Source organism: Roseovarius indicus (assembly GCF_008728195.1).
In the GTDB taxonomy this organism is placed as follows: Bacteria; Pseudomonadota; Alphaproteobacteria; order Rhodobacterales; family Rhodobacteraceae; genus Roseovarius; species Roseovarius indicus.
In genome coordinates, this window is the sequence record NZ_CP031598.1 from 3,722,840 (window position 1) to 3,748,332 (window position 25,493).

A 25,493-nucleotide genomic window follows, 5' to 3' on the forward strand; every position below is an offset into this window, starting at 1 on the left:
GGAACAGCGCGGGCGGCGGACCATGCTCAGAGATTTCTTCGCGTATTACCGCCCGTGGCGGGGGCTTTTCCTGCTGGATTTCGGCTGTGCCATCGCGTCCGGCCTGCTGGAGCTGGCCTTTCCGATTGCCATCAAGTTCTACATCGACCGGCTTTTGCCGAGCGGCGACATGCCCCTGATCATCCTGGCGGCGGCCGGGTTGCTGTTGGTGTACCTGTTCAATGCCGGGCTGATGGCGGTGGTGACCTATTGGGGCCACATGCTGGGCATCAATATCGAGACGGAGATGCGGCGGAAGGCGTTCGACCAATTGCAGCGGCTGTCTTTCGCGTTCTTCGACCGGCAGCGCACCGGCACGCTGGTGGCGCGGGTGACGCGCGATCTGGAAGAGATCGGCGAGGTGGCGCATCACGGGCCGGAAGACCTGTTCGTGGCGCTGATGACCTTTGTCGGGGCCTTCATCCTGATGGTGTTCATCAATGTCGAGCTGGGGCTGATCACGGCGGTGATCTTTCCGGCGGTGGTGGTGCTGGTGGCGGTCTATGGCCGCAGGCTGACGCAGACCTGGCAGCAGATCTATCGCAGCGTGGCGAATTTCAACGTGCGGCTGGAAGAGAACGTGGGCGGGATGCGGGTGGTTCAGTCCTTTGCCAACGAGGCGCATGAGAAGGACCTCTTTGCCAAGGACAACGCCAATTACCGGCGCACCAAGCTCGATGCCTATCGGCTGATGGCGGCGTCGACCACGCTGAATTACATGGGGATGCGGCTGGTGCAGGTGGCGATCCTGGTGGCGGGCGCGGTTTTCGTGGCGCAGGGGCACTTGAGCATCGGCGGCTTCGTGGCCTTCCTGCTGCTGGTGGGCGTGTTCTTCCGTCCGCTCGACAAGATCGCGGCGGTGATGGAGCTTTATCCGCGCGGGCTGGCCGGGTTTCAGCGCTACCAGGACCTGATGGCGCTGGAGCCGGACGTGGCCGAAAAGCCCGACGCGCGGGAGGCGCCGGCGTTTCGCGGGGCCATCGAATTCGAGAATGTCTCGTTCAGCTATGACGCGGCGATGCCGGTGCTGGAGGATATCTCGATTTCCGTCGCGGCGGGCGAGACGGTGGCGATTGTCGGCCAGTCGGGCGCGGGCAAGTCGACGCTGGTGTCGCTGGTGCCGCGGTTCTACGACCCGCAGGGCGGGCGCATCCTGATCGACGGCACGGATATCCGCGAGCTGACGCTGGCGAGCCTGCGGCGGCAGATCGGGGTGGTCAGCCAGGACGTGTTCCTGTTCGGCGGCACGCTGCGCGAGAACGTGGCCTATGGGCGGCTGGGCGCCAGCGAGGCGGAGATCCTCGAGGCGTTGGACCAGGCGCAGTTGAGCGAGTTGGTGCAGAGCCTGCCGCAGGGGTTGGATACGGTGGTGGGCGAGCGCGGCGTGGCGCTGTCGGGCGGGCAGAAGCAGCGCGTGGCGATTGCGCGGACCTTCCTGAAGGATCCGCCGATCCTGATTTTGGACGAGGCGACATCGGCGCTGGACCTGGAGACGGAAAAGCGCATTCAGACGGCGCTGAACCGGCTGTCGGAGGGGCGCACCTCTCTGGTGATCGCGCACCGGCCGCAGACGATCAAGGATGCCGACCGGGTTGTGCGGGTCGAGGGCGGCCAGCTTATCGCGGCGTGAGCGCCCGTGCATTGACATTGGGGCGCACCCTGACTTGAATGCGCGCAGCCAAGACGTGCCCCGCGCCTCTGAGCCATGAAATACGGCTGACCAGAACGGAGGTGCGCATGCTACGGCCTGCCCTTATTGCTATTTCCTCTATCGTCCTGAGCGCGGGTGCGGCACTGGGCTGTGACGGGCGTGTGATCGAGGACGCCGCCGTTTACGACGCGCCGCTTTGCGTGCCGGCCGAGCCGCAGCGGGTGGTTGTGCTCGACGCGAGTTTCGGGCTGGGGATCGGGCTTGATGTTGGTCTGCCCATCGTCGGCGCGCCGCTCGACAACATAAGCGATGAGGCGTTGAAGGCGCGGGCGGTGGAGGCGGATGTCACCAGCACCGGGTTCGTGACCGAGCCGAGCCTCGAGACCATCGTGGCGCTGCAGCCCGACCTGATCGTGGGGTTCGTCGGCAGCCCATCGATGGCGAGCGGGGTCTATCCGCAGATCTCGCAGCTGGCGCCGACGCTGCTTTACACGGATATCGACTGGCGGGCCTATTACGGGCTGATGGCGGGGATGACCGGCAAGACCGGGGAGATCGAGGCGCGGCTGGCGGAGTATGACGCGCGGCTCGCGGATATCCGGCAAAGGATGCCGGAGAAGACGGTGTCGGTGCTGCGCATCACCTCGTGGGATTTCCAGGTGTATCTGGATGCGCCGCGCAGCTATGCGCCTTTCGCGGTCATGCAGAAGGCGGGGGTCGAGCGCACGGATTACGAGACCTCGGACGACCCGGACATGTCGATGAAGCGCCCGGGGTGGGAGGAGCTGGCGGAGCTCGATGGCGACGTGCTGCTTTACATCGTGGGCGGCACGAACGATTCCGACAAGGACGGGCGGCACGAAGAGGTGCTGAACAACCCGCTGTGGCAGATGCTGCCGGCGGTGCAGTCGGGCGATGTGCACCGGGTCGGGCATGGGACGTGGATGCAGTTCAGCGGGCTCGATTCGGCGCACCAGGTGCTCGACGATCTGGAGCGTTACGTCATCGGTGAGGAATGACCGCCGCCGCCGGACGCCATGCCGCCCTGCCCTTTCTGCTCGCCGTCGCCCTGCTGGTGCTGGCCGTCTGGGCGATGGGCGTGGGGGCCAGCGACATTCCGATGGGGCGCGTGGCGCAGGCGCTTTGGGCGCCGGGAACCGAGCGGGCGGATATCGTGGTGATGCAGGTGCGGCTGCCGCGGGTGCTGGCCGGGGTGTCGGCGGGCGCCGCGCTGGCGGTGGCCGGCGCGATCATGCAGGCAGTGACCGGTAACCCGCTGGCCGAGCCCGGGATCATGGGCGTGAATGCGGGGGCGGCCTTTGCGGTGGTGTGCGGGCTGGCCTTCCTGGGCCTGACGGCTGTGTCGGAGCTGATCTGGATGGCGTTTGTCGGCGCGGGCGCGGCGGCGGCGCTGGTCTATGCGCTCGGCACGGCGGGGCGGAGCGGGCCGACGCCCCTGAAGCTGGTGCTTGCGGGGGTGGTGGTGACGACGTTCCTGGGGTCGGTGACGACGACGATCCTGCTGTTCGATGCGCAGACGCTGGACACGGTGCGGTTCTGGACCGTCGGGTCGCTCAAGGGGCGGCAGCTGGGGGATGTGGTGGCGGTTCTGCCCTACCTGGCGGTGGCGCTGGTGGCCGCGCTGGTCTGCGGGGCGCAGTTCACCGCGATGAGCCTTGGGGCCGACGTGGCGCGGGGGCTGGGGCAGAATGCGCTGGCGTGGCGGGCGATTGCGGCCTTGCTGGTGGTGGGGCTTGCGGGCTCGGCGGTGGCGATTGCCGGGCCGGTGGCGTTCGTCGGGCTGGTGGTGCCGCATATCGTGCGGATGTGCATCGGGGCGGATTACCGGCGCATCCTGCCGCTTTGCCTTTTGGGGGGTGCGGCGCTGACGCTCTGTGCCGACACCCTGCCCCGCGCGCTGTCGGATCGGGACATTCCGGTGGGGATCACGCTGGCCGTGCTGGGGGCGCCGTTCTTCATCTGGCTGGCGCGGCGGCACGGCGGGGCCGGGGCATGAACCGGGCCGCCCTTCTGACGATGCCGCCGCTGCTTGTGGTGCTGTTCCTGCTGGCGCTGGCGGTGGGCGATCAGAGGCTGCCGGTCGGGCAGATCCTCGGGGCGCTGGTGGGCGCCGAGGGCGTGCCGGCGCATGTCGAGACGATCGTGACCGGGCTGCGCCTGCCCCGGGCGGTGATGGCGGTGCTGCTGGGCACGGCGCTTGGGGTGGCGGGGGCCGTCTGCCAGGCGGTGATGCGCAACCCGCTGGCCGAACCGGGCTTGCTGGGCATCAACGCGGGCGCGGCGCTGGCGGCGATGGTGGTGATCGTGCAGGTCGAGACGGTGCCCGAGCGGCTGCTGCCGGTGGTGACCTTTGCCGGGGCGGTCGGCATGACGGTGGCGATCTTCCTGCTGGCGTGGCGGCAGGGGACGACCTCGCTGCGGCTGATCCTGATCGGTGTGGGGCTGTCGGCGCTGGCGGGCGCCGGGGCGAGCTTCATCTCGACCTTCGGCGATATCTCCCTCGTGCAAAGGGCGATGGTGTGGCTGTCGGGCAGCCTTCAGGACAGCCGCTGGATCAAGGTGCAGACCCTGTTTGCCTGGGCGGCGGTGCCGATGCTGGTGATCTGGCTGGCGGCAAGGGAGCTTGACCTGTTGTCGCTGGGCGATGACGTGGCAAGGGGGCGCGGGCAGCGGGTGAACCTGCTTCGGGGGCTGATGATGCTGGGCTGTGCGCTCATTGCCGGGGCGGCGGTCGCGGCGGCCGGGCCGATCGCCTTCGTGGGCCTGGCCGCGCCGCATATCGCGCGCGCGCTGACCGGGCGGTCGCATGTCACGCTGATCCCGGCCTCGGCGCTGACCGGGGCGCTGATCGTGCTGGCGGCGGATATCGTGGCGCGGCGGGCGCTGGCGCCGGTGCAACTGCCGGTGGGCGTGGTCACGGCGCTGCTGGGCGCGCCTTTTTTCGGATACCTGCTTTGGACGAAACGCCATGAGTGAGACAGGGGCCATACTGGCCACACGGAACGCGTCGATGGGCTATGGCAACGGCGACGTCGTCAGCGGCCTCGACCTGGAGATCGCGCCGGGGCGGTTCACCGCGCTGCTGGGGCCGAATGGCTGTGGCAAGTCGACCATCCTGCGCAGCCTTGCGGGGCTGCACCGGTTGCAGGGCGGCGAGGTGCTGCTGGATGGCAAGCCCATCGCAAGGCAATCGGCGCGGGCCATTGCGCGGCGGGTCGGGATCCTGGCGCAATCGGCCAGCCCGCCGGACGGGCTGACGGTGGAAGACCTCGTGCGGCAGGGGCGTTATCCGCATCGGTCGATCTTTGGCAGCTGGTCGGAAAGGGATGCCGAGGCGGTGGAGACCGCCCTGCGGCTGACCGCGCTGGAGGATCTGCGGCACCGGCCCGTGGGCAACCTGTCGGGCGGGCAGCGGCAGCGGGCGTGGATTGCGATGACGCTGGCCCAGCAGAGCGACATCCTGTTGCTGGACGAGCCGACGACGTTCCTGGACCTGGCCCACCAGATCGAGGTTCTGGGGCTGATGCGCCGGCTGGTCGACCGGGAGGGCGCCACGGTGGTGGCCGTGCTGCACGACCTGATCCAGGCGGCGCGCTATGCCGACCGGCTGGTGCTGGTGCGCGACGGGCGGATCGCGGCGGAGGGCCCGCCGGGGGAGGTTCTGACGCCGGAGAACGTGCGGGCGGTGTTTGGCGTCGAGGTGGTCACGCTGACCGACCCCGATAGCGACGCGCCGATCTGCCTGCCCCGGCAGAGCCGGGAAGTGTGACAGTTAAGAAACGGTCGCCGGATTGCTGCGGTGCGGCCTTCACCCCAAGGAAGGCGCCCCCTAATCTGAGCAAAATGGTCAGCCATCGCCAGCCAGTTCCTGATTCGACAAAAAGGAAGGCAAAGGATGGCCAGACGCCCCCTCTTCGCCGTGCTGCTTGGCGGTACCGCACTTATCTCCGCAACATCGGCCCTCGCGCAGGATGGCCTTGGCTATGACCTGGGCACGCTTGTGCTTTACGGCGAGCGGTCGACCGACGACCCGGGCCGGAGCAACGCGAGCGTCGCGGTGGCCGAGGCGGAAGAGCTCGACTCTCCGACCATCGAGTCGTGGGAGGACAGTTTCCGCCGCATGGCGAACGTCAATCGCGGCGATTTCAATGAAAGCGGGTTCGTGATCCGGGGTATCAATTCCGAGGGCCTGACGCCGGGCGGGCTGGGGGCGCCGCTGGCGTCGTTCTATATCGACGGGGTGCAGCAGACCGTCGAGGGCACGCGCCGTGGCTTCCGCGGGACGTTCGACGTGGAGCAGGTGGAGGTCTATCGCGGGCCGCAATCGACCTTGCAGGGGCGCAGCGCGCTGGCCGGTGCGATCTACCTGCGCACCGTCGATCCGACCTTCGAGAAATCCATGAAGGTGCAGCTGACCTATGGCGAGGACAACCGCCGGCAGGTGGGCATCGCCTATGGCAACAAGCTGAGCGACAACCTGGCCTTCCGGGTGAGCGGGGAGTGGTCGAGCAAGGATACCGACCTGAATTATCCCTCCTACCAGCGGTTCGTGCGGTGGGACGATTACAAGACAGACGATTACTACAACGTGCGGGGCAAGCTGTTGTGGCTGCCGACGGGCGAGGACACGACGAAGGTGCTGCTGAGCTATTCGCATTCCTTCGAGAGCCCGACGGATGACAATATCGCGGGGATCAACTGGTCGTCGTCGTCACCCGGCTATGGCGCCGAGCGGGGCGATGTCTGGGGCACGATCCGGCCCGACGTGGTGGCGGGTATCCCGCTGCCGCCGGCCTTTACGGAATTCCCGGTCTTCCAGGATGTGCGGGAGACGACGGTCGACAATTTTGGTGTCGAGATCACCCACGAGTTTTCGAATGCGCTGACCCTGACCGCGATGACCGGCTGGAGCCGGTCGGTGACCGACCGCCATTCGATCAACGAGGGCACGCCGGGCGAGTTCATGGTGACCGATGGCGAGTTCGAGCAGGAGATCCTGTCGCAGGAGATCCGGCTCAACTTCGACAACGGGCCGCTGCGCTGGGTGGCGGGGGCCTATTTCTCGCAGGAGGAGCAGGAGGCGTTCCGCAACCAGACGATCCTGTCCTTCGATGCCAGCCGCAACTCGGCCAGCATCACGAATATCGCCGGGTTCGGCGAGGTGTCCTATGAATTCGCGCCGGGCTGGCGCGGGATCGTGGGGGCGCGCGTCGATTACATCGACCAGGAGCAGCGGGCCTTCTTCGCGTCGAACGGCGTGGTGACGACGAACACGGTGAACAGCTTCGACGACACGGTCGTGCTGCCGAAGGTGGGGATCGAGTACAGCTTCTCGGAGACGCAACGCTTCGCCCTGACCTACCAGGAAGGGTACCGGCCCGGCGGTTCGGGCATCCAGTCGAACAACGGGGCGCTGTTCACCTATGACGCCGAGCGGGCCAAGAATTACGAGCTGTCCTGGCGCGGGCAGTTCCTGCAGGACAGCCTGACGGTCGGCGCGAACCTGTTCTTCCAGGACTGGGACAACCAGCAGGTCGAGGTTTACGCGACTGCCGGCGACCCGACCTCGGCTTTCGTGGCCAATGCGGGGCGGTCGGAATCCTATGGCGCCGAGATCGAGATTGCCTATGAGCCGACCGCCAGGCTGGAGGTCTATGGCTCGGTCGGGCTGCTGGAGACGGAGTTCAAGAATTTCACCGTGGGCGGGATCAACTATTCCGGCCTGCCCTTCCCCGGCGCGCCGGAATCGAATGTCGCCGTCGGCTTCCGCTGGGGGGCCGAGACGGGCTGGTTTGCCAATGGGAACGTGAATTACATGGGCCGGTCGATGTCGCGGATCGAACAGGGCGTGGCGCGGCCGCTGACGATGGATGACTACACCACCGTCGACGTGAGCTTTGGCTACGGGTTCGACAGCGGTGCGCGGGTCACGGCCTATGCCACCAACCTGCTGGACGAGGAATATTTCCTTTACGAGTCGAGCCCCGGCGGGCTTGCCACGCTGGGCGACCGGCGCGAGATCGGGCTTCGGCTCGACTATACGTTCTGAGCGCTGTCGGGCGAGGGTAAGGCCATGGCACACAGCTCTGTCGCGTTGCTCGACATGCCCGCCGGCCGGGCGGTGGACGGGTTCGAAGCCACCGCCAACACGCTCGGCCTGATGGCCGAGCGGCAGGGCGATACGCTGCGGGTGAGCCTGCGCCTTGGCACGGTGGACGTGGCGGGCGATGGCGCCCGCACGCGGATCAGCATTGCCTCGGAGACGGCCGCGCAGCTGCAAAGCCTGCGCGACCTGCTGGCGCTCAGGCTGTCTCAGCGTGGGCTGCACCTTGCCTGGCAGGAGCATGCGAAGGGCCGCCCCGCCAATATGAGCCTGGCCCGGGTGGAAGGGATCGAGCGGATCTCGCCGTCTTACATGCGGGTCACGATCACCGGGCCCGACCTGGGGCGGTTTGCGAGGGGCGGCATGCATTTCCGCCTGCTCTTCGGGCCCGAAGGGGCCGGATGGCCCGAGCTGGACGCCGGGGGGCTGACGCAATGGCCGGGGGGCGTGGAGGCGTGGCACCGGCCGGTTTACACCACGCGGCAGATCGACCGGATGGAGGGGGACGCGGCGCGGATCGTGTTCGACGTCTTCCTGCATGAGAGCGGCCGGGTGACCGAATGGATTCTGACAGCCGGTATCGGCGAGGAGATTGCCCTGACCGGCCCCGTTGGAAGCGATCCGCCCAGTGCCGGGTGGATCGGAATCGTGGCGGATGAGACCGCCGTGCCGGTCGCCGTGCGCATCCTGTCGGAGGTGCCGGCGTCGCAGAGGGGCCGCGCGGTGCTTTTCGTGCCGGAGGCGGATGACATCCAGGAGATTGCGCATCCCGAGGGGTTTGACGTCGACTGGGTCGTGCGCGGTGCGGGTGTGTCACCGGTCACGGCGTGCCGGACGCTGCCCATCCCCCGGGACGACCGGTTCCTGTTCTTCGCGGCGGAACGCGCCGAGGCCGTATCGGTGCGCGAGACGCTGTCGGAGCTCGGGTTTTCGCGGAAGGAATTTCAGGCGGCAGCCTACTGGACCAGGTGATCAGCGCGCCTTTTTCAGCTTCGACACCACGCGCGGGTCGGCCACGACGCGAAGCGTGGCGGCGAGCACCAGTGCGCAGAGGGCGGTTTTCGAGATGGTTTCCATGGTGCCCTGGATCAGCAGGGCGTGAACCACGCTGCCCACCACGATGACCAGCGCGAGGCCCGTATGCCCGATGCGCCAGACCCGCCAGCGCAGGCCGATGCGGCGGCGCAGGAGCGCCAGCAGCGCCGTGGCGAAGAGCGCCCACATGGCGACGACGCCCCAGGCCGAGAACGGCGTGGGCGAGCGGAAGAGCAGCGCATCGACCACGTCGGGCGGGCTGGTGATCCAGAGGCCGATCACGTGCAGGATGACCGACAGGACGAGGGCCGCACCGGTGACGCGATGCACCTTGCGACTGTCGGCGCCCCTGAGCCCCGGCAGGGAGCCGGCGGCCAGCAGGGGCTGGAGCAGCAGCAAGGTCATGCCCAGCACCCCGGCGAAGCCCGCGACGATATAGACCGGCTGCCGCCACGCCAGAAGCGGGCTTTGCGCCGCCGCCGCGAGGGGGACGATCACGGCAGCCGCGAGGGCGGCCCAGACAAGCATCGGGCGGAGACGGGGCATGGGGTCAGGTCCGGACGGGCTCAGGCCGGTTGGAGGACGAAATGTGCCTCGAGGCTGGTGTCGCTGGCGCTGCTCATGATGGGGCGCAGGAAGACCGTCTGGAATTCCTCGCTGTCATAGGCGAGGTGGCCGTGCGGCTGGCCGAAGGCGGGCACGATCTGGGGCATTTCCAGGCGGAATTCGCCGTTGGCATCTGTGAGCGTGGCGCCGTGGCTGGCCCAGTCGCGTTCATGGCCTTCCGTGGTGTGCGCCCAGATCTGGATGCGCTGGCCTTCGAGCGGGGCGCCGTCGCCGGCGCGGCGCACGGTGCCCGACATCCAGAAGCCGCCATTGCCGATGCGGTCGACGATGGGCGCGCCGGGGCGGTAGTTGTTCGAGCCGCCGCGCATCGAGGCGGTGGGCTCCAGCGCCTGTGCGTGGGCGGGGTAAAGCAGGCCCGTAGCGCCGGTCGCCAGCGCGGAGCCGCCGGTGGCAAGGAGGGTTCGGCGATTGATGAAGGCAGACGTCATTCGGATTGCTCCTTTCGTGCATTGGGTGCGCGACAAACGTCATGTATGTCGCCAAGCTTAACATTTCCAATTAGGGCGATGCCAGTGGCGCGTCGCGCCGAAAGGCCCGCGGGGCCGTGAACTTTGGTCAACAATTTCGTGAACGGCGGTTCGGTGGCGGACAAATGGTCAGGGAATGGCCAGAAGATAGGCGGCGATGGCCTCGCGGTCTTCCGCGGGGAGTTTCGAGATCGAGGCGATGACCTTGGTCATCTGGCCGCCGGCGCTGTCGTAATCCGGGGTGAAGCCGGTTTCGAGGTAATAGGCAATGTCGGTGGCCGACCAGCCCAGCTCGGCCGCGTTGATGGCGGGGATGGTGCCCTTGCCCGAGGGGTTGGGCGCACCTTGCATCCATCGCGACCGGTCGAGCCCGCCGGTGGCATCGCGGGGCGTGTGGCATTCGGCGCAATGGCCCAGCGCCTCGACCAGGTAGCGGCCGCGCCGGAGCTGGTCGCCCTCGGCCTTGGCCAGGTACCACGCGTCGGTCAGGTTGAGCCGTTTCCAGAGGCCGAGGCCGCGGCGGATGGTGAAGGGAAAGCCCAGCTCGTGCGGGGCGCTTTCGCGGTCGGAAACCGGCAGGGTGTCGAGGAACGCCTTCAGGTTGACGACGTCCTGTGCCGCCATCCGCCGGTAGGAGGTGTAGGGCAGCGAGGGGTAGAGATGCTGCCCGGATGGCGAGACGCCGGCGAGAAGGGCGTTGCCGAGGTCATGGGCCGACCAGCCGGCGAGCCCCTCTTCGCCGGGCGAGATGTTGGGGGCGATGAAGGTGCCGAACGGGCTTTCCATGCGGTAGCCGCCGGAGAGGACCGGTGCGTCGCTGCTTTCGGCCTCGGGGTCGGTGTGGCAGGAGGCGCAGCCCGAGGCCCAGAACACGTCGCGCCCCGCCTCGGCGTTGCCGTCGAGGCCGGCGAAGGTGTCATCCGGCAGGGTGCGGGGCATGGTCGCGAACCACGCCCCGACGCCCGCGAGGATCAGCAGGCCGGCAAGAAACAGGCCGAGTTTGCGCATGGCTCACCCTATCGCGTGTGGCACCGCCCGCTTGCGCGGGTCAGTCATCCAGGCGGAAATCCTCGTGGCATCCGCCGCAGGACTTGCCGACCGGGCCGATGGCGCCGCGCAGGGCGTCGAGCCCGTCGCCGGCCGCGGCCTGCATGTCGTCGGCCGCCGAGATCAGCGCCATCGCCTTGTCGCCGATATCGCTGCCCTCTTCCCAGATCGCGGGCAGGGCTTCGGTCGTGTCGCTGCCGAGGGTTTCGGCATCCGACCCCTGCGGCCAGAGGCGCGACTGGTCGAGCTTGGAGAGCGACGCGAGGTTGGTCGCGGCGGCGGTGGCGGCTTCGGCGTCATACTCGACCTCGCCTTTCGCCATGCTGCCGAGCAGGCCGATATTGAAGGCATAGAGGGTCATCTGGGATTGCCGGGCCTCGACGGCGGCCTGAATGGCCTTGTCGGTATTTTCCTGGCTGATGGCGTGGGTGGCGACAATGCCGGCGGCGGCAAGGCCGACGAAGAGACGAATTCCATGTTTCATATAGGCTACTCCCGATCAAAGTTTTGCGGGGTCGAGCGTAACCGATGCCATGCCGTTTCGCGAAACGCCAAATTGGCGTTCCGATCACATCCGCGTGCGCATCCACGTGCGCGCGGCAGCCCCGGCCGGTGGCCGGGGGTCAGTTGCCGGTGAAATCCGGGGCGCGCTTGTCGAGGAAGGCCTGCATACCCTCGGCCTTGTCCTCGGTCGCGAAGAGCAGCTGCACCGCCTTGCGTTCGAGCGCCAGCGCGGCGCCGAGGGGGACATCCATGCCGTGCAGGATGACTTCCTTGATCTGGGCCACCGCGATGGGCGGCATGGCGGCGATGTTGCGGGCCATGTCCATCGCCTCGGCCATGACCTTGTCGTCGTCGACCACCTTTGAGGCGAGGCCCATGTCCCAGGCCTCTTCGGCGTCGATCACCTCGCCCGTCAGGCACAGGCGCATGGCGCGGAACTTGCCGATCTCGCGCACCAGCCGCTGGGTGCCGCCGGCGCCGGGCATGATGCCGACGCGCACCTCGGGCTGGCCCAGCTTGGTGCTGCGGCCGATGATCGAGATGTCGCAGAGCAGCGCCAGCTCCAGCCCGCCGCCGAGAGCGTAGCCGTTCACCGCCGCGATCACCGGTACCGGGCAATCGGCCACGGCCGCCCAGAGGCGTTCGGTGTGGCGGTGGTACATCTCGACCGCCGAGATCCGGGCCATGTCGGCGATGTCGGCGCCCGCGGCAAAGCTTGTCTCGTCGCCGGTCAGCACGACACAGCGGAGGTCATCCTGGTCGACGAGGCCGCGAAAGACCTGGGCCAGCTGCTTGCGGATTTCCAGGTCGAGCGCATTCTTCACGCTGGGCCGGTTGAGGCGCACGACGGCGACCCCCGGTTCGGGATGTTCGAGAAGAACCATGTCTTCGGGCGGGCCGGATTGTTCTGTCATCGTCACTCCTGCTTGAGCGCGTGAAGGCCCCGGCCCTCATCGGCCGGGGCGGTGTCGGGGCCGTCTTGGGGTCAGAGCGGCGATTCCGGGTCGAAGTTCGGCTTCCGCTTCTCCTTGAGCGAGGCCAGCCCTTCCTGCACGTCGGGGCCGTTGAAGCCCATGAATTCGAGCGCCAGCGAGGTGTCGAAGGTGGGCCCGGCCATGCGCAGCCAGTTGTTGAGCGCATACTTGGTGAAGCGCACGGCGCCGGGGGCGCCTTTCGCCAGCTTGGTGGCCACTTCGAGCGCCTTGTCGTGCAGGTCTTCCGGCTCGGTCACGAGGGAGACGAGGCCGATGCGCTCGGCCTCTTCGCCGCTGACGGGTTCGCAGGTCATCAGGTAGTATTTCGACTTGGCGAGCCCGCAGAGGAGCGGCCAGACGATGGCGGCGTGGTCGCCCGCGGCAACGCCGAGGCGGGTGTGGCCGTCGATGATGCGGGCGGTGCGCGAGGCGATGGAGACATCGGCCAAAAGCCCGGCGACGAGCCCTGCCCCCACGGCGGGGCCTTCCATGGCTGAGACGACCGGCTTGGAGCAGTTGATCACGTTGTAGACGAGGTCGCGGGCTTCCTTCCAGACGCGGTTCAGCGTGTTGAAATCCTGCGTCATCTCCTTGACCAGCTCGAGGTCGCCGCCGCCCGAGAAGGCATCGCCGGCGCCGCGGATGATGACCGCGTTGACGCGCGGGTCTTCGTCGATGTCGCGCCAGACCTTGACCAGCTCGCCATGCATCACGCTGTCGGCGGCGTTCATCCGGCCGGGGTTTTCCATGGTCACGCGGAGGACGCGCTCGGCCGGCCAGTCGAATTTGAGGCGCTCGTAGCCGTCATAGGTATCGGTCATATCTTCTTCTCCCTGCCTTTCCAGAATGGCTCTTTGAGGATGTTCTTCTGTATCTTGCCGATGGGCGTTTTCGGGAAATCCTCGACGAATTCCACGTGGCGGGGGCGCTTGAAGCGGGCGAGCCGCTCGGCGCAGTGCTCCACCAGGGTGTCCTCGTCGAGGGTCTCGCCCGCCTTCAGCATGACGAAGGCCGCCGGCACCTCGCCCCACTTGTCGTCGGGGATGCCGAAGACGGCGCATTCGGCCACTTCGTCGCGGTCATAGATGACGTCTTCGATTTCCTTGGGATAGACGTTCTCGCCGCCGGAAATGATCATGTCCTTCGAGCGGTCGATCAGGGTGATGAACCCCTCTTCGTCGATCGTGCCCACGTCGCCCGTGAGCGCCCAGCCGTTCTGCCAGAACTTGGCGGTCTGCTCGGGCTCGTTGTAGTATTCGAGCATGACGTTGTCGCCGCGCGAGGCGATTTCGCCGATCTCGCCGGGGGCGACCTTGTTGCCGTTCTGGTCGATGACGCCCACGTCGACATTGTAGCATTGGCGGCCCACGGACCCGAGTTTTTCGGGCAGGTACCAGGCGCGGAGCGAGGTGAGCACGCCCATCTCGGACTGGCCGTAGATCTGGGTGATGGCGAGGTTCGGCAGTTTCTCCATCAGCTCGGATTGCACCCAGTCGGGCATGGGGGCGCCGGCGAAGGAGACCTTGCGCCAGGTGGCGTAGTTGGCGGCGTCGAAGCCCGGGTCGCTGACGACCATAGAAAGCTGGGTGGGCACGGCGAAGAGCGCGGTCATGCCGGTTTCCTTCGCCATGGCGGCGAAATCCTCGACCGTCCACTTGCTAAGAAGCGTCGTGGTGGCGCCGGCGAGGATGGCGGGCTGGAACATGATGTTGAGGGCCGCCACGTGGAAGAGCGGCGTGACGATGCCGACGATGTCGCGCTCGTCGATGGCTTCCTCGACCATCACGGTGTGGGCGGTGATGTTGCGGTTGCGGTGACTGCAGAGCACGCCTTTGGGCCGGCCGGTGGTGCCGCCCGTGTAGGTCATGCAGAACGGGTCATCCTCGTCGATGGCGACGTCAGGATAATGCTCACCGCCCTTGGCGATGAAGCTCTCGAATGTCTCGTCGCCGCCCTCGCCGATGCAGACCAGTTTCTTCAGCTTCGGCAGCCTGTCCTTAACCGCGTCGACCTTTTCGGCGAACATGTCTTCGTAAACGAGACATTCCACGTCGGCCTTGTCGAGCACGTAGGCCAGCTCGTCGGGCGCATAGAGCACCGAAATGTTTACCATCACGCAACCGGACCGCGCGATGCCGAAGAACGCAACACCGTATTCGGTGCGGTTGCGGGAGATCATGCCGACCTTGGTGCCCTTCTTCAGCCCGTCGTCAATGAGCCGGTTTGCAAGGCGGTTGGCCGCAATATCGAGCTCGGCATAGGACGTGGAGTGGCCCTGCCAGAGAATGGCCGGCTTTTTCGGAAACCGCTCGGCCGAGCGGCGGAGCATATCACCTGTCAGCATGTTTTCCTCCCTTTGGTCGGCGGGGTGTGCCGATGGTCTCGACATGTCCCGAAGGAGGCGGTAAACGCAATGGGAAATTGCAGAAATCTATTCCGCAGAGCGGAATACCACAGCGGGAGAGTTTCGGCATGGTACAAGGCGACCGACAGTTCGTGGATGCACTGGCACGGGGGCTGGCGATCCTCGAATGTCTGTCTCGGTCGCACCAGCCGATCGGCAATCGCGCCATCTCGGATGCGGTCGGGCTGGCGCCCTCGACGGTGAGCCGGCTGACCCACACGCTGAGCGTTCTGGGCTATATCCGCCCCACCGGCACCGGCCGCGCCTACGAGCTGACGCCGAAGAGCCTGACGCTGGGCTACCCGGTTCTGGCCGGGCTGAACCTGCGCGACAGGGCCCGGCCGCACCTGGAGGCGCTGAGCCGGAAGACGGGCGAGACCGCGGCGCTGGCGATCCGGGACGGGATGTACTGCACCTTCGTGGCGGTGGTTCAGGGCACCAACATGGTGTCGGTGCGGCTGGCCACCGGCGGGCGGCTGAGGATGCAGGTCTCGGCGGCGGGGATCGCGCTGATCGCCGCGCTGCCGGTGCAGGAGCGCCGGGCGCTGGCGGGGCGGCTGCGGGCCGACCTGACGCGGCGGGGCGAGTCGACGGAAGAGTTCGACAGCGCCCTCGATGCCTGCCTTGCGAACGGCTTCGCGACGATCCGGAACTCGTGGAAGGAGGGGATCGGCGGGGTTGCCGTGCCGATCAGCTTCCAGGACGAGACGGCGGCGCTGACCATTCCCGTGGCCACCGGCAGCGTCAGCGAGGCGCAGATGCGGGGCGAGATTGCCGAGCTGCTGATGCACGAGGCCAACGCGTTCTGAGCGGCGGCGGGCGGCGCCGCGCCGGCGGATCACAGCAGGGGCCGGGCCAGACCGCCATCGACCGTCAGGTTCTGCCCGGTGATATAGCCCGCATGCACGGAACAGAGAAAGGCACAGGCCGGGCCGAAATCGGCCCCCTGCCCCAGCCGCCGCATCGGCACGCTTTCGGCCATGGCGCCCTTGGCCTCGTCCGGCGTGATGCCCTTTGCCTTGGACTGGGCGTTGTAGACCCGTTCGAGCGCGCCGGTGTCCATCAGGCCGGGCAGCAGGTTGTTGACGGTGATGCCGTCGGGCGCGATCTCGTGCGAGAGGCTGCGCATGGCGCCGGTGAGGCCCGCGCGCACGCCGGTCGCGACGCCCATGTTGGGGTAAGGGTCGCGCACGGTGAAGGAGGTGACGTTGACGATGCGGCCATAGCCCTCGGCCCGCATGTCGGGCAGGCACTGGCGGGCGAAGTCGATGGCGGGCAGCATGTTGGTTTTCAGCGCGTTCAGCCAGATGTCTTCGGCGTGGCTTTCCACCGGGCCGGGCGGCGGGCCGCCGGCATTGGTGACGAGGATGGTGATGGGGCCGAGTGCGGCGCGGGCTTTCTCGACGATGGCCTTGCGGTTCTCGGGCTCGGAAATGTCGCCGGGCACGGCGATGGCGCCGCCGCCGATCTCCTTTGCCGCCGCTTCGGCCTTGGCCGCGTCGCGGCCGTTGATGGCGACGCGCACGCCGGCCTCTGCCAAGGCTTTCGCGCAGGACAGGCCAAGCCCCTGAGACCCGCCGAGAACGAGGGCCGCACGGCCCGAAATACCAAGGTCCATTGTCACCTCCCGGAATTAAGCGCCGTCACAGGAGCGACGGCAGGAACAGGATGATCTCCGGCACCAGCGCGAGAATGGCGATGACGGCGATGAAGATCGCGATGAAGGGCAGCACCGAGCGGTAGACGGCCTGGATCGGGATACCGTCGGACGCGCCCTGCAGCGAGAAGAGCGTGTAGCCGAAGGGCGGCGTGATGCCCCCGATCGACATGTTGATCAGGAAGATCGTCCAGAACCAGATCGGGTCGAAGCCCAGCGCGCCGATCATCGGCTGGTAGATCGGCACCAGCATGATCATCAGCGCGATCTGGTCGATGAACATGCAGAGCACGAAGGGCAGCAGTTGCAGCATGATGAACATCAGCACCAGCGGCAGGGTCAGGGCCGAGACGAGCTTGACCAGCTCGAAGGTGGCGCCGGTGAAGTTCAGGAGCTGGCTGAAGGAGACCGAGCAGACCATGATGATCATGATCATCGCGGTGATCATGGCGGTGGAGCGCAACGCCTCGATGAGCGACGACAGGCGCAGGTTGCCGAAGATGGCGCAGATGATGGCGGCGGCGACGCAGCCGCTGGCGGCGGCCTCGGTGGGCGTGGCGATGCCGCCGAGGATGAGTCCGAGGATGGTGACGATGATCAGGAGGAACGGCGCGGCGCGGAGCGCGGTGCGGCCGCGTTCGGACCAGGGGCGTTCGGCGCTTTCGGAGAGCGGCGCGACATCGGGGTTCAGGAACCCGCGCACCATGGTGTAGAGCAGGAAGGCCGTGGCGAGCAGGATGCCGGGCAGGATGCCCGCGACCAGCAGGGCCGAGATCGAGACCTTGGAGAGGATGCCCAGCACCACGGCCATGACCGAGGGCGGGATGATCGGCGCGAGGCTGGCGCCGGCGAGGATGGTGCCCATGGAGAGGCTGCGGTCATAGTTGCGCTTCTGCATTTCCGGCAGGAGCGAGGAGCCCATCATCGCCGCCACGGCCATGGCCGAGCCGGAAAGCGCCCCGAAGACGGTGGAGAGCACGATGCTGACCGCGTAGAGCCGGGCGCGGAAATTGCCGACCAGCGCGTCGACCGCGTCGAAGATGATGCGGACCGAGCCGGAGCGGAACAGGAGCTCCCCCAGCAGGACGAACAAGGGAATGGCGGCGAGCGAGATGCTGGTCGAGGTGCTGAACATCGAGTTCACCACCAGCAGCACGCCCTTGATGTCGCCCGTCAGGATATAGAGCCCGCCCACGTTGATGAGCAGGAAGGACAGGAAGATCGGGAGCCCCATGAGGAACAGGGCCAGCAGCAGAAAGAACACGCTGCTCAGGATTACGTACCACTCCACTCGTGCGCTCCCTCGGTGGTGTCGGGGTCGTGCCCGAACGTCGCCATGAAATGGCGGATGAAATACAGGGCCGAATTGCCCAGCCCGTAGACCAGCGGCACGAAGACGACCCATTTCGGAATGGGCGTGACCGAGACGATCATGACGCCCGAGGATATCTGGCGCGCGGCCTCGACCCCGCCGACCCAGGCGCAGAGCGCGCAGACCGCGAAGCCGATGACGTAGTTGACCCGCATCATCGTGACCGACACCCGCCGGGGCACGGCGTTGACGATGAAATCCATCGACGCGTGGCCCGATTTCCATGTCAGGTAAGGGACCGCGAAGAAGGTGATCAGGCCGAAGGACACGGCGGCCGTGTCGGGCGCCCAGTCGGAGGGCGAGGCCAGGACGTAACGGCCGAAGACTTCTCCGGCCGTTACGAGGGTGAGGTAGAGGACCCCGAATGACGCCGCCCAGAACGTGGCGCTGGTGATCGCGTCATGCACGCGGCAAAGGCGTTTCATCCGGACTTGCTCCTCCCAAAGTCGGGCCGGTTTATTCGGCGGTCAGGCCCTTTTCGACCGCGAGGTCGTGGAAGGCCTTGCCGTCGTCGCCCGCTTTCGCCTCGACCTGTTTCCAGATGCCGGCGGCGAAGATGGCGTTCACGTTCTCGGCGGTCTCGTCCCCGAACTGGGTGATTTCGAGACCGGCTTCCTGCATGGCCTTGTCTTCCTTCTCCCACAGGTCTTCGAAGTGCAGGCGCCCTTCGACTTCGAGCTCTTTCGCGGTATCGACGACCATCTTCTGCTGATCTTCGCTCAGGCCGTTCCAGGTGTCGAGGTTCATGAACATCGACAGGTTGGTGACGCCGAAGGTGGGCCGGGTCATATAGTCGGCGACCTCGTACCACTTGTAATCCATCGCGCCGAAGACGGGCCAGGCCGCGCCGTCGACCACGCCGCGTTCGAGCGAGGAGTAGATTTCGGAGGCCGGCAGGGTGACGACGGAGCCGCCCAGTTCGGTCACGAGGTCATGGTAGGTGCCCGAGGCGCGGATCTTGCGGCCTTCGAGCGCGCCGTCCTCGCCGATCGGGTCACGTAGCATGATGTGATAGCCCGAGGCGGCGGAAAAGACGCCGATGAGCTTGAGGTTGCGCTTGTTGTAGTGGCTGTCGATCACGTCGAAGATGCCGCTTTCGCGGCGGGCTTCGGGGTCGTCGGTGACCGCGTCCATGCCGAAGGCCATGGCGGTTTCACCGAGGTGATAGGCGCCGTGGGTGAAGAGCATGTCGAAGAGGCCCGCCGAGACCGGCTGAAGCTGCTCGAAGGGCGAGACGGTTTCGGGGCCGCGCAGTTCGACCGTGAGGTCGCCGCCGGAGTTCTCCTCGAGCTTCTCGGCGAAGCCCTGGGCGAAGACGGGGACGGCGTTGTAGCTTTCGTCCCAGCTCGACAGCATGGTCAGGGATTCGGCATGGGCCGGGATGGCCCCCGCGGCCATGATGGCGGCGGCGCAAAAGCTCTGCTTGATAAAGGTCATTTCAGGTTCCTCCCATTTGATGGCGGATGCGGTGCCGGGTGGCGGGGCGCAGTCCTACCGGATCGGCTCCAAAACAAGCCGCGAATGGGGGTACTGTAAAGCGAATAACCGGGTTGGCGGTTCCGCAGTGCGGAATTCTTTTCTGAGGAGCGGACGATTCAATGTGGAGGGTCATGCCGCTGCCGGCCGCTCCCGCATAGCGGTTTCGGGGTGTCGGTATCACGTCGGTATAACGTCGGTATTCCGTCGGTGCGACGGCCGGTGCCGCGGGTGGCGGCCCGGCTGTCAGCCGGCCGGCGACACGTCGACCAGGGCGGTGTGCGCGCTGCTGCCCTGCCCGAGCCGCGAGGTGCCGACGTCGAGCGTCAGGACGTTGGGGTTGCCGTCGGGGTCGGTGTTCTCGCCCGGATCGCCATACCATGCCCCGGTCGGCAGGGCGACGACGCCGGGCCGGATATCGCCGGAGACGAGCGCGCGGGCCATGCAGGCGCCCCGCGCATTGTGGACGCGGACAAGGTCGCCCGTGGCGATGCCGCGGGCATTCGCGTCGGAGGGCGAGATGACCAGCGTTTCGGGCCGCGCGCCCGGCACGTCGGCCAGCGCCGATTCCATCTGGCTGTGCAGCTTGTCGCCCGGCTGGGGCGAGACGAGGTGCAGCGGCGCGTCTGTCCCGGCCTCGCCCAGCCATTCCTTGGGCGGCAGCCAGACCGGGTGGCCGGGGCAGTCGTCATAGCCGAAGCCGTCGACGGTTTCCGAGAAGATCTCGATCCGGCCCGAGGGGGTGGCGAGCGGCTGGGCGTCGGGATCGTCGCGGAAGCGGGTGAGGAAGGAGGGCTCGTCTTCGTCGGGCCGGATGGGCAGGCGCATCCAGTTCCGGTCGCGCAGGCCGTCGAAGTCGAGGATCTCGACCCCGGCCCTGGCGGCGCCCTCGCGGAAATCGGCATAGAGGTGGCGGAGCCAGCCATCGGCGTCGCGGCCTTCGGTGAACCGCTCGCCCACGCCGAGGCGTTCGGCGAGACCCGCGAAGATCTCGTAATCGCTGCGCGCCTCGCCCACGGGCGGTATGAGTTGCGGCATGAAGAAGAGGTAGTCGTCGAGATTGGCGCGCCCGATATCCTCGCGTTCATAGGGCGTCGTCGCCGGGAAGACGATGTCGGCGCGTTTGGCGGTGGCTGTCCACCACGGTTCGTTGACGATGACGGTCTCGGGGCGCTTCCACGCCTCCTGCAGGCGGTTGAGATCCTGGTGGTGGTGGAACGGGTTGCCGCCGGCCCAGTAGACCAGCCGGATATCGGGGTACGGCGCGTTGCGGCCGTTGAAGTCGTAAGGTTGGCCGGGGTTCAGCAGCATGTCGGCGATGCGGGCCACAGGGATGACGTGCTCGACCGGGTTCTGCCCCTGCCCCAGCGTCATGCCGCCAAGCCGGCGCAGCGACTTGCCGACGCCGCCGATGGCGCCGTAGCCATAGCCCACCCCGCCGCCGGGCAGGCCCACCTGCCCCAGCATCGCGCCCAGCACCATCGACATCCAGTAGGGCTGTTCGCCATGCTCGGCCCGCTGCAGCGACCATGCCACGGTGATCATCGTGCGGGTCGCGGCCATGCGGCGGGCGAGGTCGCGGATGGTTTGCGGGTCGACCTCGCAGAGGGGCGCGGCCCATTCGGGGGTCTTGGGCGTGCCGTCGCTGTCGCCCATCAGGTAGGGGCGGAAGCGATCGAAGCCGGTGGTGAAGCGGTCGAGGAAGGCGCGGTCGGTCAGCCCCTCGTCTTCCAGCACGTAGGCGAGCGCCAGCATCATCGCGGTGTCGGAGGCGGGGCGCAAAGGGATCCACTCGCAGCCCTCGGGCGCGTCGGTGCGCTGGGGGCCTATGTTGATGCAGCGCATGGCGGGGTCTTGCAGGAAGCGGTCGAACCAGCCGGGGGTTTCGTGTTCGGTCACGCCGCCCATGCTGACCTGCGAGTTCTTCGGGTTGATGCCGCCGAACATGACCAGCGTCTCGGTGTTCTCGGCGATGGTGCGCCAGCTGTGCTGGGCGCCATACATGTATTTCAGGAAGTTGACGCCGATCACATGGGGCATGATCGCCTGGGCGCAGCCGGTGGAATAGCTGCCGAAGGAGGCGACATAGCCGCCGGTGCAGTTGAGGAAGCGGTGCACCTGGCTGAGCGCGTGGTGAAAGCGGCCGGCGGAGGCCCAGCCGTAGGAGCCGCCGAAGATCGCTTCGTTGCCGTGGGTTGTGCGCACGCGGTCGATTTCGGAGGCAGCGATGTCGAGCGCCTCGTCCCAGGGGAGCTCGACGAAGTCGTCCTGCCCGCGCCGCGAGCGGTCGCGCGTCTCGAGCCAGCCCCGGCGGACCGAGGGCCGGGTGACGCGCGTGTCGTGATGCACGGCCTGCGGCAGGATTTCGGGGATGCGCGACGGGGCGGGATCGGGGGCGAAGGGGCGCGTGGCGACGATGCGGTCGCCTTCGGTGACCACTTCGAACGCGCCCCAGTGGCTGGAGGTCACGCGGGTCTTGCGCTCGGGTGTGTCGGTCATCGCTTGTCCGCTCGAATAGGTTTGGCACTGGCAGGCCCCTTATACCGGATGCCGCGCCGCCGCCCATCCCTTTCGGGCCGGGTACGGGGCTGTCATGCCACGGGCAGCGTCAGGCAGGCCGACAGGCCGGGGGTCGTGTTCCGCAGGGACAGGTCGCCGCCGGCGGCGCGGGCGATCTCGGCGGCGATGGTCAGGCCGAGGCCGGAGCCCTGCCCGCCTTCGTCGGCGCGCGCGCCACGGGCCGTCATCGCGGCAAGCCGCGCGGGCGGCAGGCCGGGGCCGTCGTCGGCGACGCAGATCTGTGCGGCGGTTTTTTCGCCGGCGCGGGCGGTGAGGGTGACACGGGCGCGGGCGTGGCGCGCGGCGTTTTCGGCAAGCGCGCCCAGCGCCTCGGCAAGGTCGGCCTCGTCGATCGCCAGGCTTAGCCCGTCGGGCATGTCGCAGACCCAGTCGAGCCGATCGCCGTCGGGCGTGCGCTTCAGGACGCCGACCACGCGGCGCGCGACCTCGGCCGCGTCGGCGCGGGCGGCGCGGGCGCGGGCCGCGGTGCGAGCCCGGGCCAGTTCACGCTCGACATGGGCGCGCATGGCGCCGGCCACCTCCTCGATGCCGGCGGCGGCGGTGTCTTCGCCCTGCGCGCGCAGGCGGCCGGCCTCGCCCAGCAGGGCCTGCAGCGGTGTCTTGAGGCCGTGAGCCAGGTCGCCCGCGCGGGCGCGGGCGCTGGCCACGTCGGCGTCGCGCTCCGCCAGCAGCCCGTCGAGTTCGGAGGCGAGCGGCTGAACCTCGCGGGGCCAGTTGGCGCCCATCCGCGCGGCCCGGTCGCGGCGCAGCGCGGAGACGCGGGCGCCGACATGCCGGAGGGGGGCGAGGCCGACGCTGACCTGCACCCATTGCGCGCCGACGAGGACCAGCAGGAGGAGCGCGAGATAGGGGGCCATGTCGGTGACGAAGGCGCGGGTGGCGCTGTCGATCTCGGCCGCGGTCATCGCCACGGTGGCGCGGGCCGGGCCGCCGCCCAGCCGTTCGGGCAGCGCCACGGTGCGTTCGAGCGACAGGAGGCCGGCGGCCTCGGGGCCCGGGATGCGATGCACATGCGCCTCGCCGTCGCGCAGGGCGTCGTCCGGCAGGGCAAGCTCGTGATCCCAGAGCGAGCGGGACCGGAGCAGCGCCTCGCCCGCGGCGACCTGCCAGTAGAGCCCGCCATAGGGCTGGGCGAAGCGCGGGTCGGCGGGGGGCCGGGCCAGGACCAGCGCGCCGTCGCGGCGTTCGAGCCCGCTCATGACCTGGTCGAGATGCACCGACAGTTCGGCGACGGCGCGGCGTTCCACGTGGGTGGCGAAAAGCTGTGCGAGCCCGGCCGCCGCCAGCCCCAGCGCGAGGATCAGCGCCGCCGCGCCTGCCGCCAGAAGCCGCCAGCGCAGCGACATCGCACTCACGCGGCACCGCCTTCGATGAAATAGCCGAAGCCGCGGCGGGTGCCGATGACACCCTGCCCGACCTTGCGGCGCAGGCGCGCGACGACCGCTTCGAGGGCGTTGGCCTCGCGGGCGTCGTCGTCGCCGTAGAGATGTTCCAGAAGCTCGGTCGGCGGGATCACCCTTTCGTGGTTGACGACGAGATAGGCCAGCAGGCGGTATTCGAGCGCGGTGAGCGGCACCGGAACGCCGCGCACCGACGCGGCCATGCGGTTGGTGTCGAGCGTCAGGGCGCCGAGCTCGAGAACCGCCTTTCCGTGCCCGGCCGCGCGGCGGACGAGGGCGCGGGCGCGGGCCACCAGTTCCTCCATGCGGAAGGGTTTCGGCAGGTAGTCGTCGGCGCCGGCCTCGATGCCCTCGACCCGTTCCTGCCAGGCGCCGCGGGCCGTCAGCACCAGCACCGGGGTCACGCAGCCCGCCGCGCGCCAGCGCTTGAGAACCGAGAGCCCGTCCATCCCCGGCAGGCCGAGGTCGAGCACGATCAGGTCATAGGATTCGGTATCGCCGAGAAACCACGCCTCTTCGCCGTCGCCGCAGGTTTCGGTGCGGAAGCCCGCGCCGTCGAGCGCCGCGGCGACATCGGCGGCGATGCGGGGGTCGTCCTCGACCGCGAGGGCGCGCATCAGTCGTCATCCTCTTCGTCGCGGTCGAGAATGGCGCCGGTGGCGCCGTCGATCTCGAGCTCGACAAGGCGCCCGTCGGGGGTGATGAGCTCGAGCTCGTAGACCCAGCGGCCGTCATCGCGCTCGAACTCGACCTCGATGGCGCGGCCGCCGGTATCGGCCTCGGCAATCTCGAGAATGCGCGTGAGCGGCAGCACCTCGCCCCGTTCGAGCGCGTCGCGCGCGCGCTCGTGGTCGTCCCGGTCGGCAAGGGCCGGGAGCGTGCCGCCGAGGCAGGCGGTCAGCAGGAGCAGGGCGAAGCATCGTTTCATGAGCGCAGTGTCTACCGGCTTCAAGCTGACAGCAAGCTGACATCGGCCGTCAGGTTGCGGTCAGGCGAGTCGCGGCAAAAGGGTCGGGCCAACCGCGGCGACCGCGCCGCATCAACCGAAAAGGAAACCGACCATGACACATCTGAAACTTGCCGCCACCGCCATTGCCGTTGCCGCCGGGCTTGCCGCCGCAGGCGCGCAGGCCTCGGACGACGATGGCGCGCGGATGACCAACATGCCGCCCCGCGCCGAATGGATGAGCGTCGCCGAGCTTGCGCAGAAGCTGGAGGCGCAGGGCTACACGGTGCACGAGATCGAGACCGATGACGGCGTCTATGACGTGGAGATGACCAATGCCGACGGCATGCGGGTAGAGGCCTACCTGCACCCCGTCACGGGCGAGCCCCTGCCGCGCCGGGGCTATGACGACTGATGCGGGGCCATCCCGATAACGGCACGATCCGGGTCTGGGATCCCCTGATCCGGGTCGGGCACTGGGTGCTGGTGGCGGGGTTTGCCACCGCCTACCTGACCGAGGGCGAGCCCGAATGGCTGCATAGCTATGCCGGGTATGCCATCGCCGCGACGGTGGCGCTGCGCGTTCTGTGGGGGCTGGCCGGCCCGCGCCGGGCCCGGTTCTCGGATTTCGTGACCGGGCCGGGGCGGGTGTTCGCCTATCTGCGCGACCTTGCGTGCGGGCGGGCCGAGCGCCATGTCGGGCACAGCCCGGCGGGCGGGGCGATGACCGTGGCGCTGCTGGCCATGCTTGCGCTGACGGCGGTTTCGGGCATGGGCACGCTTGCCGCCGAAGAGGGCGGCGGGCCGCTGGCCGGGATCGTGGCGCATGCGCCCGAGGCCAGCAACGGCGCCGGGCATGACGCCGACGAGATCCGTGGCGAGCACGGCGAGACCGAGGCCGGCGAGGCCTGGGAAGAGGTGCACGAGGTCGCCGCGAACGCCACGCTGCTGCTGGTGCTGCTGCATCTCGGCGGGGTGATCTGGGCCAGCGTCGCCCACCGCGAGAACCTTGCCCGCGCTATGGTGACCGGCCGCAAGCGGGCCTGAGCCACACCACCCAGACCATGACGGCCGGCGGCGACAACCAGCCGCCGGCCGTCGCGTTTCAGCAGGCGTTTGTAAGCCTTCTGTAAGCCGGGCGCGGCAAGAGCGGCCGCAGGAACCGACCGCATCTCAACGAAGGAGACCTT

Annotated in this window: 25 protein-coding genes; 10 read left to right on the forward strand and 15 right to left on the reverse strand. The window is 68.1% G+C overall.

Annotated elements, in window-relative coordinates:
• Positions 1 to 22: 22 nt before the first annotated feature.
• The 7 genes from RIdsm_RS17840 (at position 23) to RIdsm_RS17870 (ending at position 8,786) form a co-directional block, all read left to right on the forward strand.
• On the forward strand, positions 23 to 1,669 hold the full coding sequence (locus tag RIdsm_RS17840; protein WP_057819992.1) for an ABC transporter ATP-binding protein: 1,647 nt from the start codon (positions 23 to 25) through the stop codon (positions 1,667 to 1,669).
• Positions 1,670 to 1,776: 107 nt separating this feature from the next.
• Positions 1,777 to 2,709 carry an iron-siderophore ABC transporter substrate-binding protein gene (locus tag RIdsm_RS17845; RefSeq protein ID WP_057819990.1) on the forward strand — a complete coding sequence of 311 codons (933 nt, stop codon included), beginning with the start codon at positions 1,777 to 1,779 and terminating at the stop codon, positions 2,707 to 2,709.
• The gene (locus tag RIdsm_RS17850; RefSeq protein ID WP_074940774.1) at positions 2,706 to 3,707 is read left to right on the forward strand and encodes a FecCD family ABC transporter permease; all 1,002 of its coding nucleotides are present in this window, start codon (positions 2,706 to 2,708) and stop codon (positions 3,705 to 3,707) included. The genes RIdsm_RS17845 and RIdsm_RS17850 overlap by 4 nt, the downstream gene beginning before the upstream one ends.
• A complete protein-coding gene (locus RIdsm_RS17855) occupies positions 3,704 to 4,687 on the forward strand; it encodes a FecCD family ABC transporter permease (RefSeq protein WP_057819988.1) in 984 nt (327 codons plus the stop codon). The genes RIdsm_RS17850 and RIdsm_RS17855 overlap by 4 nt, the downstream gene beginning before the upstream one ends.
• Positions 4,680 to 5,480, forward strand: coding sequence for an ABC transporter ATP-binding protein (locus tag RIdsm_RS17860; protein WP_057819986.1), 801 nt, complete (start codon positions 4,680 to 4,682; stop codon positions 5,478 to 5,480). The genes RIdsm_RS17855 and RIdsm_RS17860 overlap by 8 nt, the downstream gene beginning before the upstream one ends.
• 126 nt (positions 5,481 to 5,606) lie before the next feature.
• Positions 5,607 to 7,760, forward strand: coding sequence for a TonB-dependent receptor (locus tag RIdsm_RS17865; protein ID WP_057819984.1), 2,154 nt, complete (start codon positions 5,607 to 5,609; stop codon positions 7,758 to 7,760).
• Positions 7,761 to 7,784: 24 nt separating this feature from the next.
• Positions 7,785 to 8,786 (forward strand): siderophore-interacting protein, encoded by a 1,002-nt coding sequence (locus tag RIdsm_RS17870; RefSeq protein WP_057819982.1) that lies wholly within the window; start codon positions 7,785 to 7,787, stop codon positions 8,784 to 8,786.
• On the opposite strand, the gene RIdsm_RS17875 is transcribed toward RIdsm_RS17870, so the two are convergent.
• The 7 genes from RIdsm_RS17875 to RIdsm_RS17905 all read right to left on the reverse strand — a co-directional run bounded on the left by RIdsm_RS17875 (position 8,787) and on the right by RIdsm_RS17905 (position 14,812).
• Positions 8,787 to 9,395: a ferric reductase-like transmembrane domain-containing protein gene (locus tag RIdsm_RS17875; protein ID WP_057819980.1), complete on the reverse strand. Its 609-nt coding sequence runs from the start codon at positions 9,393 to 9,395 to the stop codon at positions 8,787 to 8,789.
• Between the two features lie 20 nt (positions 9,396 to 9,415).
• Complete coding sequence (locus RIdsm_RS17880; RefSeq protein WP_057819978.1) at positions 9,416 to 9,904, reverse strand: peptidase associated/transthyretin-like domain-containing protein; 489 nt, start codon at positions 9,902 to 9,904, stop codon at positions 9,416 to 9,418.
• A gap of 168 nt (positions 9,905 to 10,072) precedes the next feature.
• Positions 10,073 to 10,951 carry a c-type cytochrome gene (locus tag RIdsm_RS17885; protein WP_057819976.1) on the reverse strand — a complete coding sequence of 293 codons (879 nt, stop codon included), beginning with the start codon at positions 10,949 to 10,951 and terminating at the stop codon, positions 10,073 to 10,075.
• Between the two features lie 40 nt (positions 10,952 to 10,991).
• Positions 10,992 to 11,474, reverse strand: coding sequence for a c-type cytochrome (locus RIdsm_RS17890; RefSeq protein ID WP_057819974.1), 483 nt, complete (start codon positions 11,472 to 11,474; stop codon positions 10,992 to 10,994).
• 139 nt (positions 11,475 to 11,613) lie between these two features.
• Positions 11,614 to 12,408 carry an enoyl-CoA hydratase-related protein gene (locus tag RIdsm_RS17895; RefSeq protein WP_057819972.1) on the reverse strand — a complete coding sequence of 265 codons (795 nt, stop codon included), beginning with the start codon at positions 12,406 to 12,408 and terminating at the stop codon, positions 11,614 to 11,616.
• Positions 12,409 to 12,479: 71 nt separating this feature from the next.
• Positions 12,480 to 13,289 (reverse strand): enoyl-CoA hydratase/isomerase family protein, encoded by an 810-nt coding sequence (locus RIdsm_RS17900; protein ID WP_057819970.1) that lies wholly within the window; start codon positions 13,287 to 13,289, stop codon positions 12,480 to 12,482.
• Positions 13,286 to 14,812, reverse strand: a complete 1,527-nt coding sequence (locus RIdsm_RS17905; RefSeq protein ID WP_057819968.1) for a class I adenylate-forming enzyme family protein — start codon at positions 14,810 to 14,812, stop codon at positions 13,286 to 13,288. The genes RIdsm_RS17900 and RIdsm_RS17905 overlap by 4 nt, the downstream gene beginning before the upstream one ends.
• Before the next feature lie 128 nt (positions 14,813 to 14,940).
• Here RIdsm_RS17905 and RIdsm_RS17910 point away from each other — a divergent pair, with 128 nt between their 5' ends.
• Positions 14,941 to 15,681 (forward strand): IclR family transcriptional regulator, encoded by a 741-nt coding sequence (locus RIdsm_RS17910; RefSeq protein ID WP_057819966.1) that lies wholly within the window; start codon positions 14,941 to 14,943, stop codon positions 15,679 to 15,681.
• Between the two features lie 29 nt (positions 15,682 to 15,710).
• Here RIdsm_RS17910 and RIdsm_RS17915 read toward each other — a convergent pair whose 3' ends face one another.
• From RIdsm_RS17915 to RIdsm_RS17950, 8 genes are all read right to left on the reverse strand, one after another.
• Positions 15,711 to 16,490, reverse strand: a complete 780-nt coding sequence (locus RIdsm_RS17915; RefSeq protein ID WP_057819964.1) for an SDR family oxidoreductase — start codon at positions 16,488 to 16,490, stop codon at positions 15,711 to 15,713.
• Positions 16,491 to 16,515: 25 nt separating this feature from the next.
• A complete protein-coding gene (locus tag RIdsm_RS17920; protein ID WP_057819962.1) occupies positions 16,516 to 17,820 on the reverse strand; it encodes a TRAP transporter large permease in 1,305 nt (434 codons plus the stop codon).
• Positions 17,805 to 18,326, reverse strand: coding sequence for a TRAP transporter small permease (locus RIdsm_RS30540; protein ID WP_057819959.1), 522 nt, complete (start codon positions 18,324 to 18,326; stop codon positions 17,805 to 17,807). Before RIdsm_RS30540 ends, RIdsm_RS17920 begins: the two co-directional genes overlap by 16 nt.
• 31 nt (positions 18,327 to 18,357) lie before the next feature.
• The gene (gene dctP, locus RIdsm_RS17930) at positions 18,358 to 19,338 is read right to left on the reverse strand and encodes a TRAP transporter substrate-binding protein DctP (RefSeq protein ID WP_057819957.1); all 981 of its coding nucleotides are present in this window, start codon (positions 19,336 to 19,338) and stop codon (positions 18,358 to 18,360) included.
• 285 nt (positions 19,339 to 19,623) lie between these two features.
• The gene (locus RIdsm_RS17935) at positions 19,624 to 21,876 is read right to left on the reverse strand and encodes a molybdopterin-dependent oxidoreductase (RefSeq protein ID WP_057819955.1); all 2,253 of its coding nucleotides are present in this window, start codon (positions 21,874 to 21,876) and stop codon (positions 19,624 to 19,626) included.
• Between the two features lie 92 nt (positions 21,877 to 21,968).
• Positions 21,969 to 23,303, reverse strand: coding sequence for a sensor histidine kinase (locus RIdsm_RS17940; RefSeq protein ID WP_074940772.1), 1,335 nt, complete (start codon positions 23,301 to 23,303; stop codon positions 21,969 to 21,971).
• Positions 23,304 to 23,308: 5 nt separating this feature from the next.
• Positions 23,309 to 23,974: a response regulator transcription factor gene (locus RIdsm_RS17945; protein ID WP_057819951.1), complete on the reverse strand. Its 666-nt coding sequence runs from the start codon at positions 23,972 to 23,974 to the stop codon at positions 23,309 to 23,311.
• On the reverse strand, positions 23,974 to 24,285 hold the full coding sequence (locus RIdsm_RS17950) for a PepSY domain-containing protein (protein WP_057819950.1): 312 nt from the start codon (positions 24,283 to 24,285) through the stop codon (positions 23,974 to 23,976). Before RIdsm_RS17950 ends, RIdsm_RS17945 begins: the two co-directional genes overlap by 1 nt.
• A 133-nt stretch (positions 24,286 to 24,418) precedes the next feature.
• Here RIdsm_RS17950 and RIdsm_RS17955 point away from each other — a divergent pair, with 133 nt between their 5' ends.
• On the forward strand, positions 24,419 to 24,718 hold the full coding sequence (locus RIdsm_RS17955; protein ID WP_057819948.1) for a PepSY domain-containing protein: 300 nt from the start codon (positions 24,419 to 24,421) through the stop codon (positions 24,716 to 24,718).
• Positions 24,718 to 25,350, forward strand: a complete 633-nt coding sequence (locus RIdsm_RS17960) for a cytochrome b/b6 domain-containing protein (protein WP_057819946.1) — start codon at positions 24,718 to 24,720, stop codon at positions 25,348 to 25,350. Before RIdsm_RS17955 ends, RIdsm_RS17960 begins: the two co-directional genes overlap by 1 nt.
• The last annotated feature ends 143 nt before the right edge of the window (positions 25,351 to 25,493 follow it).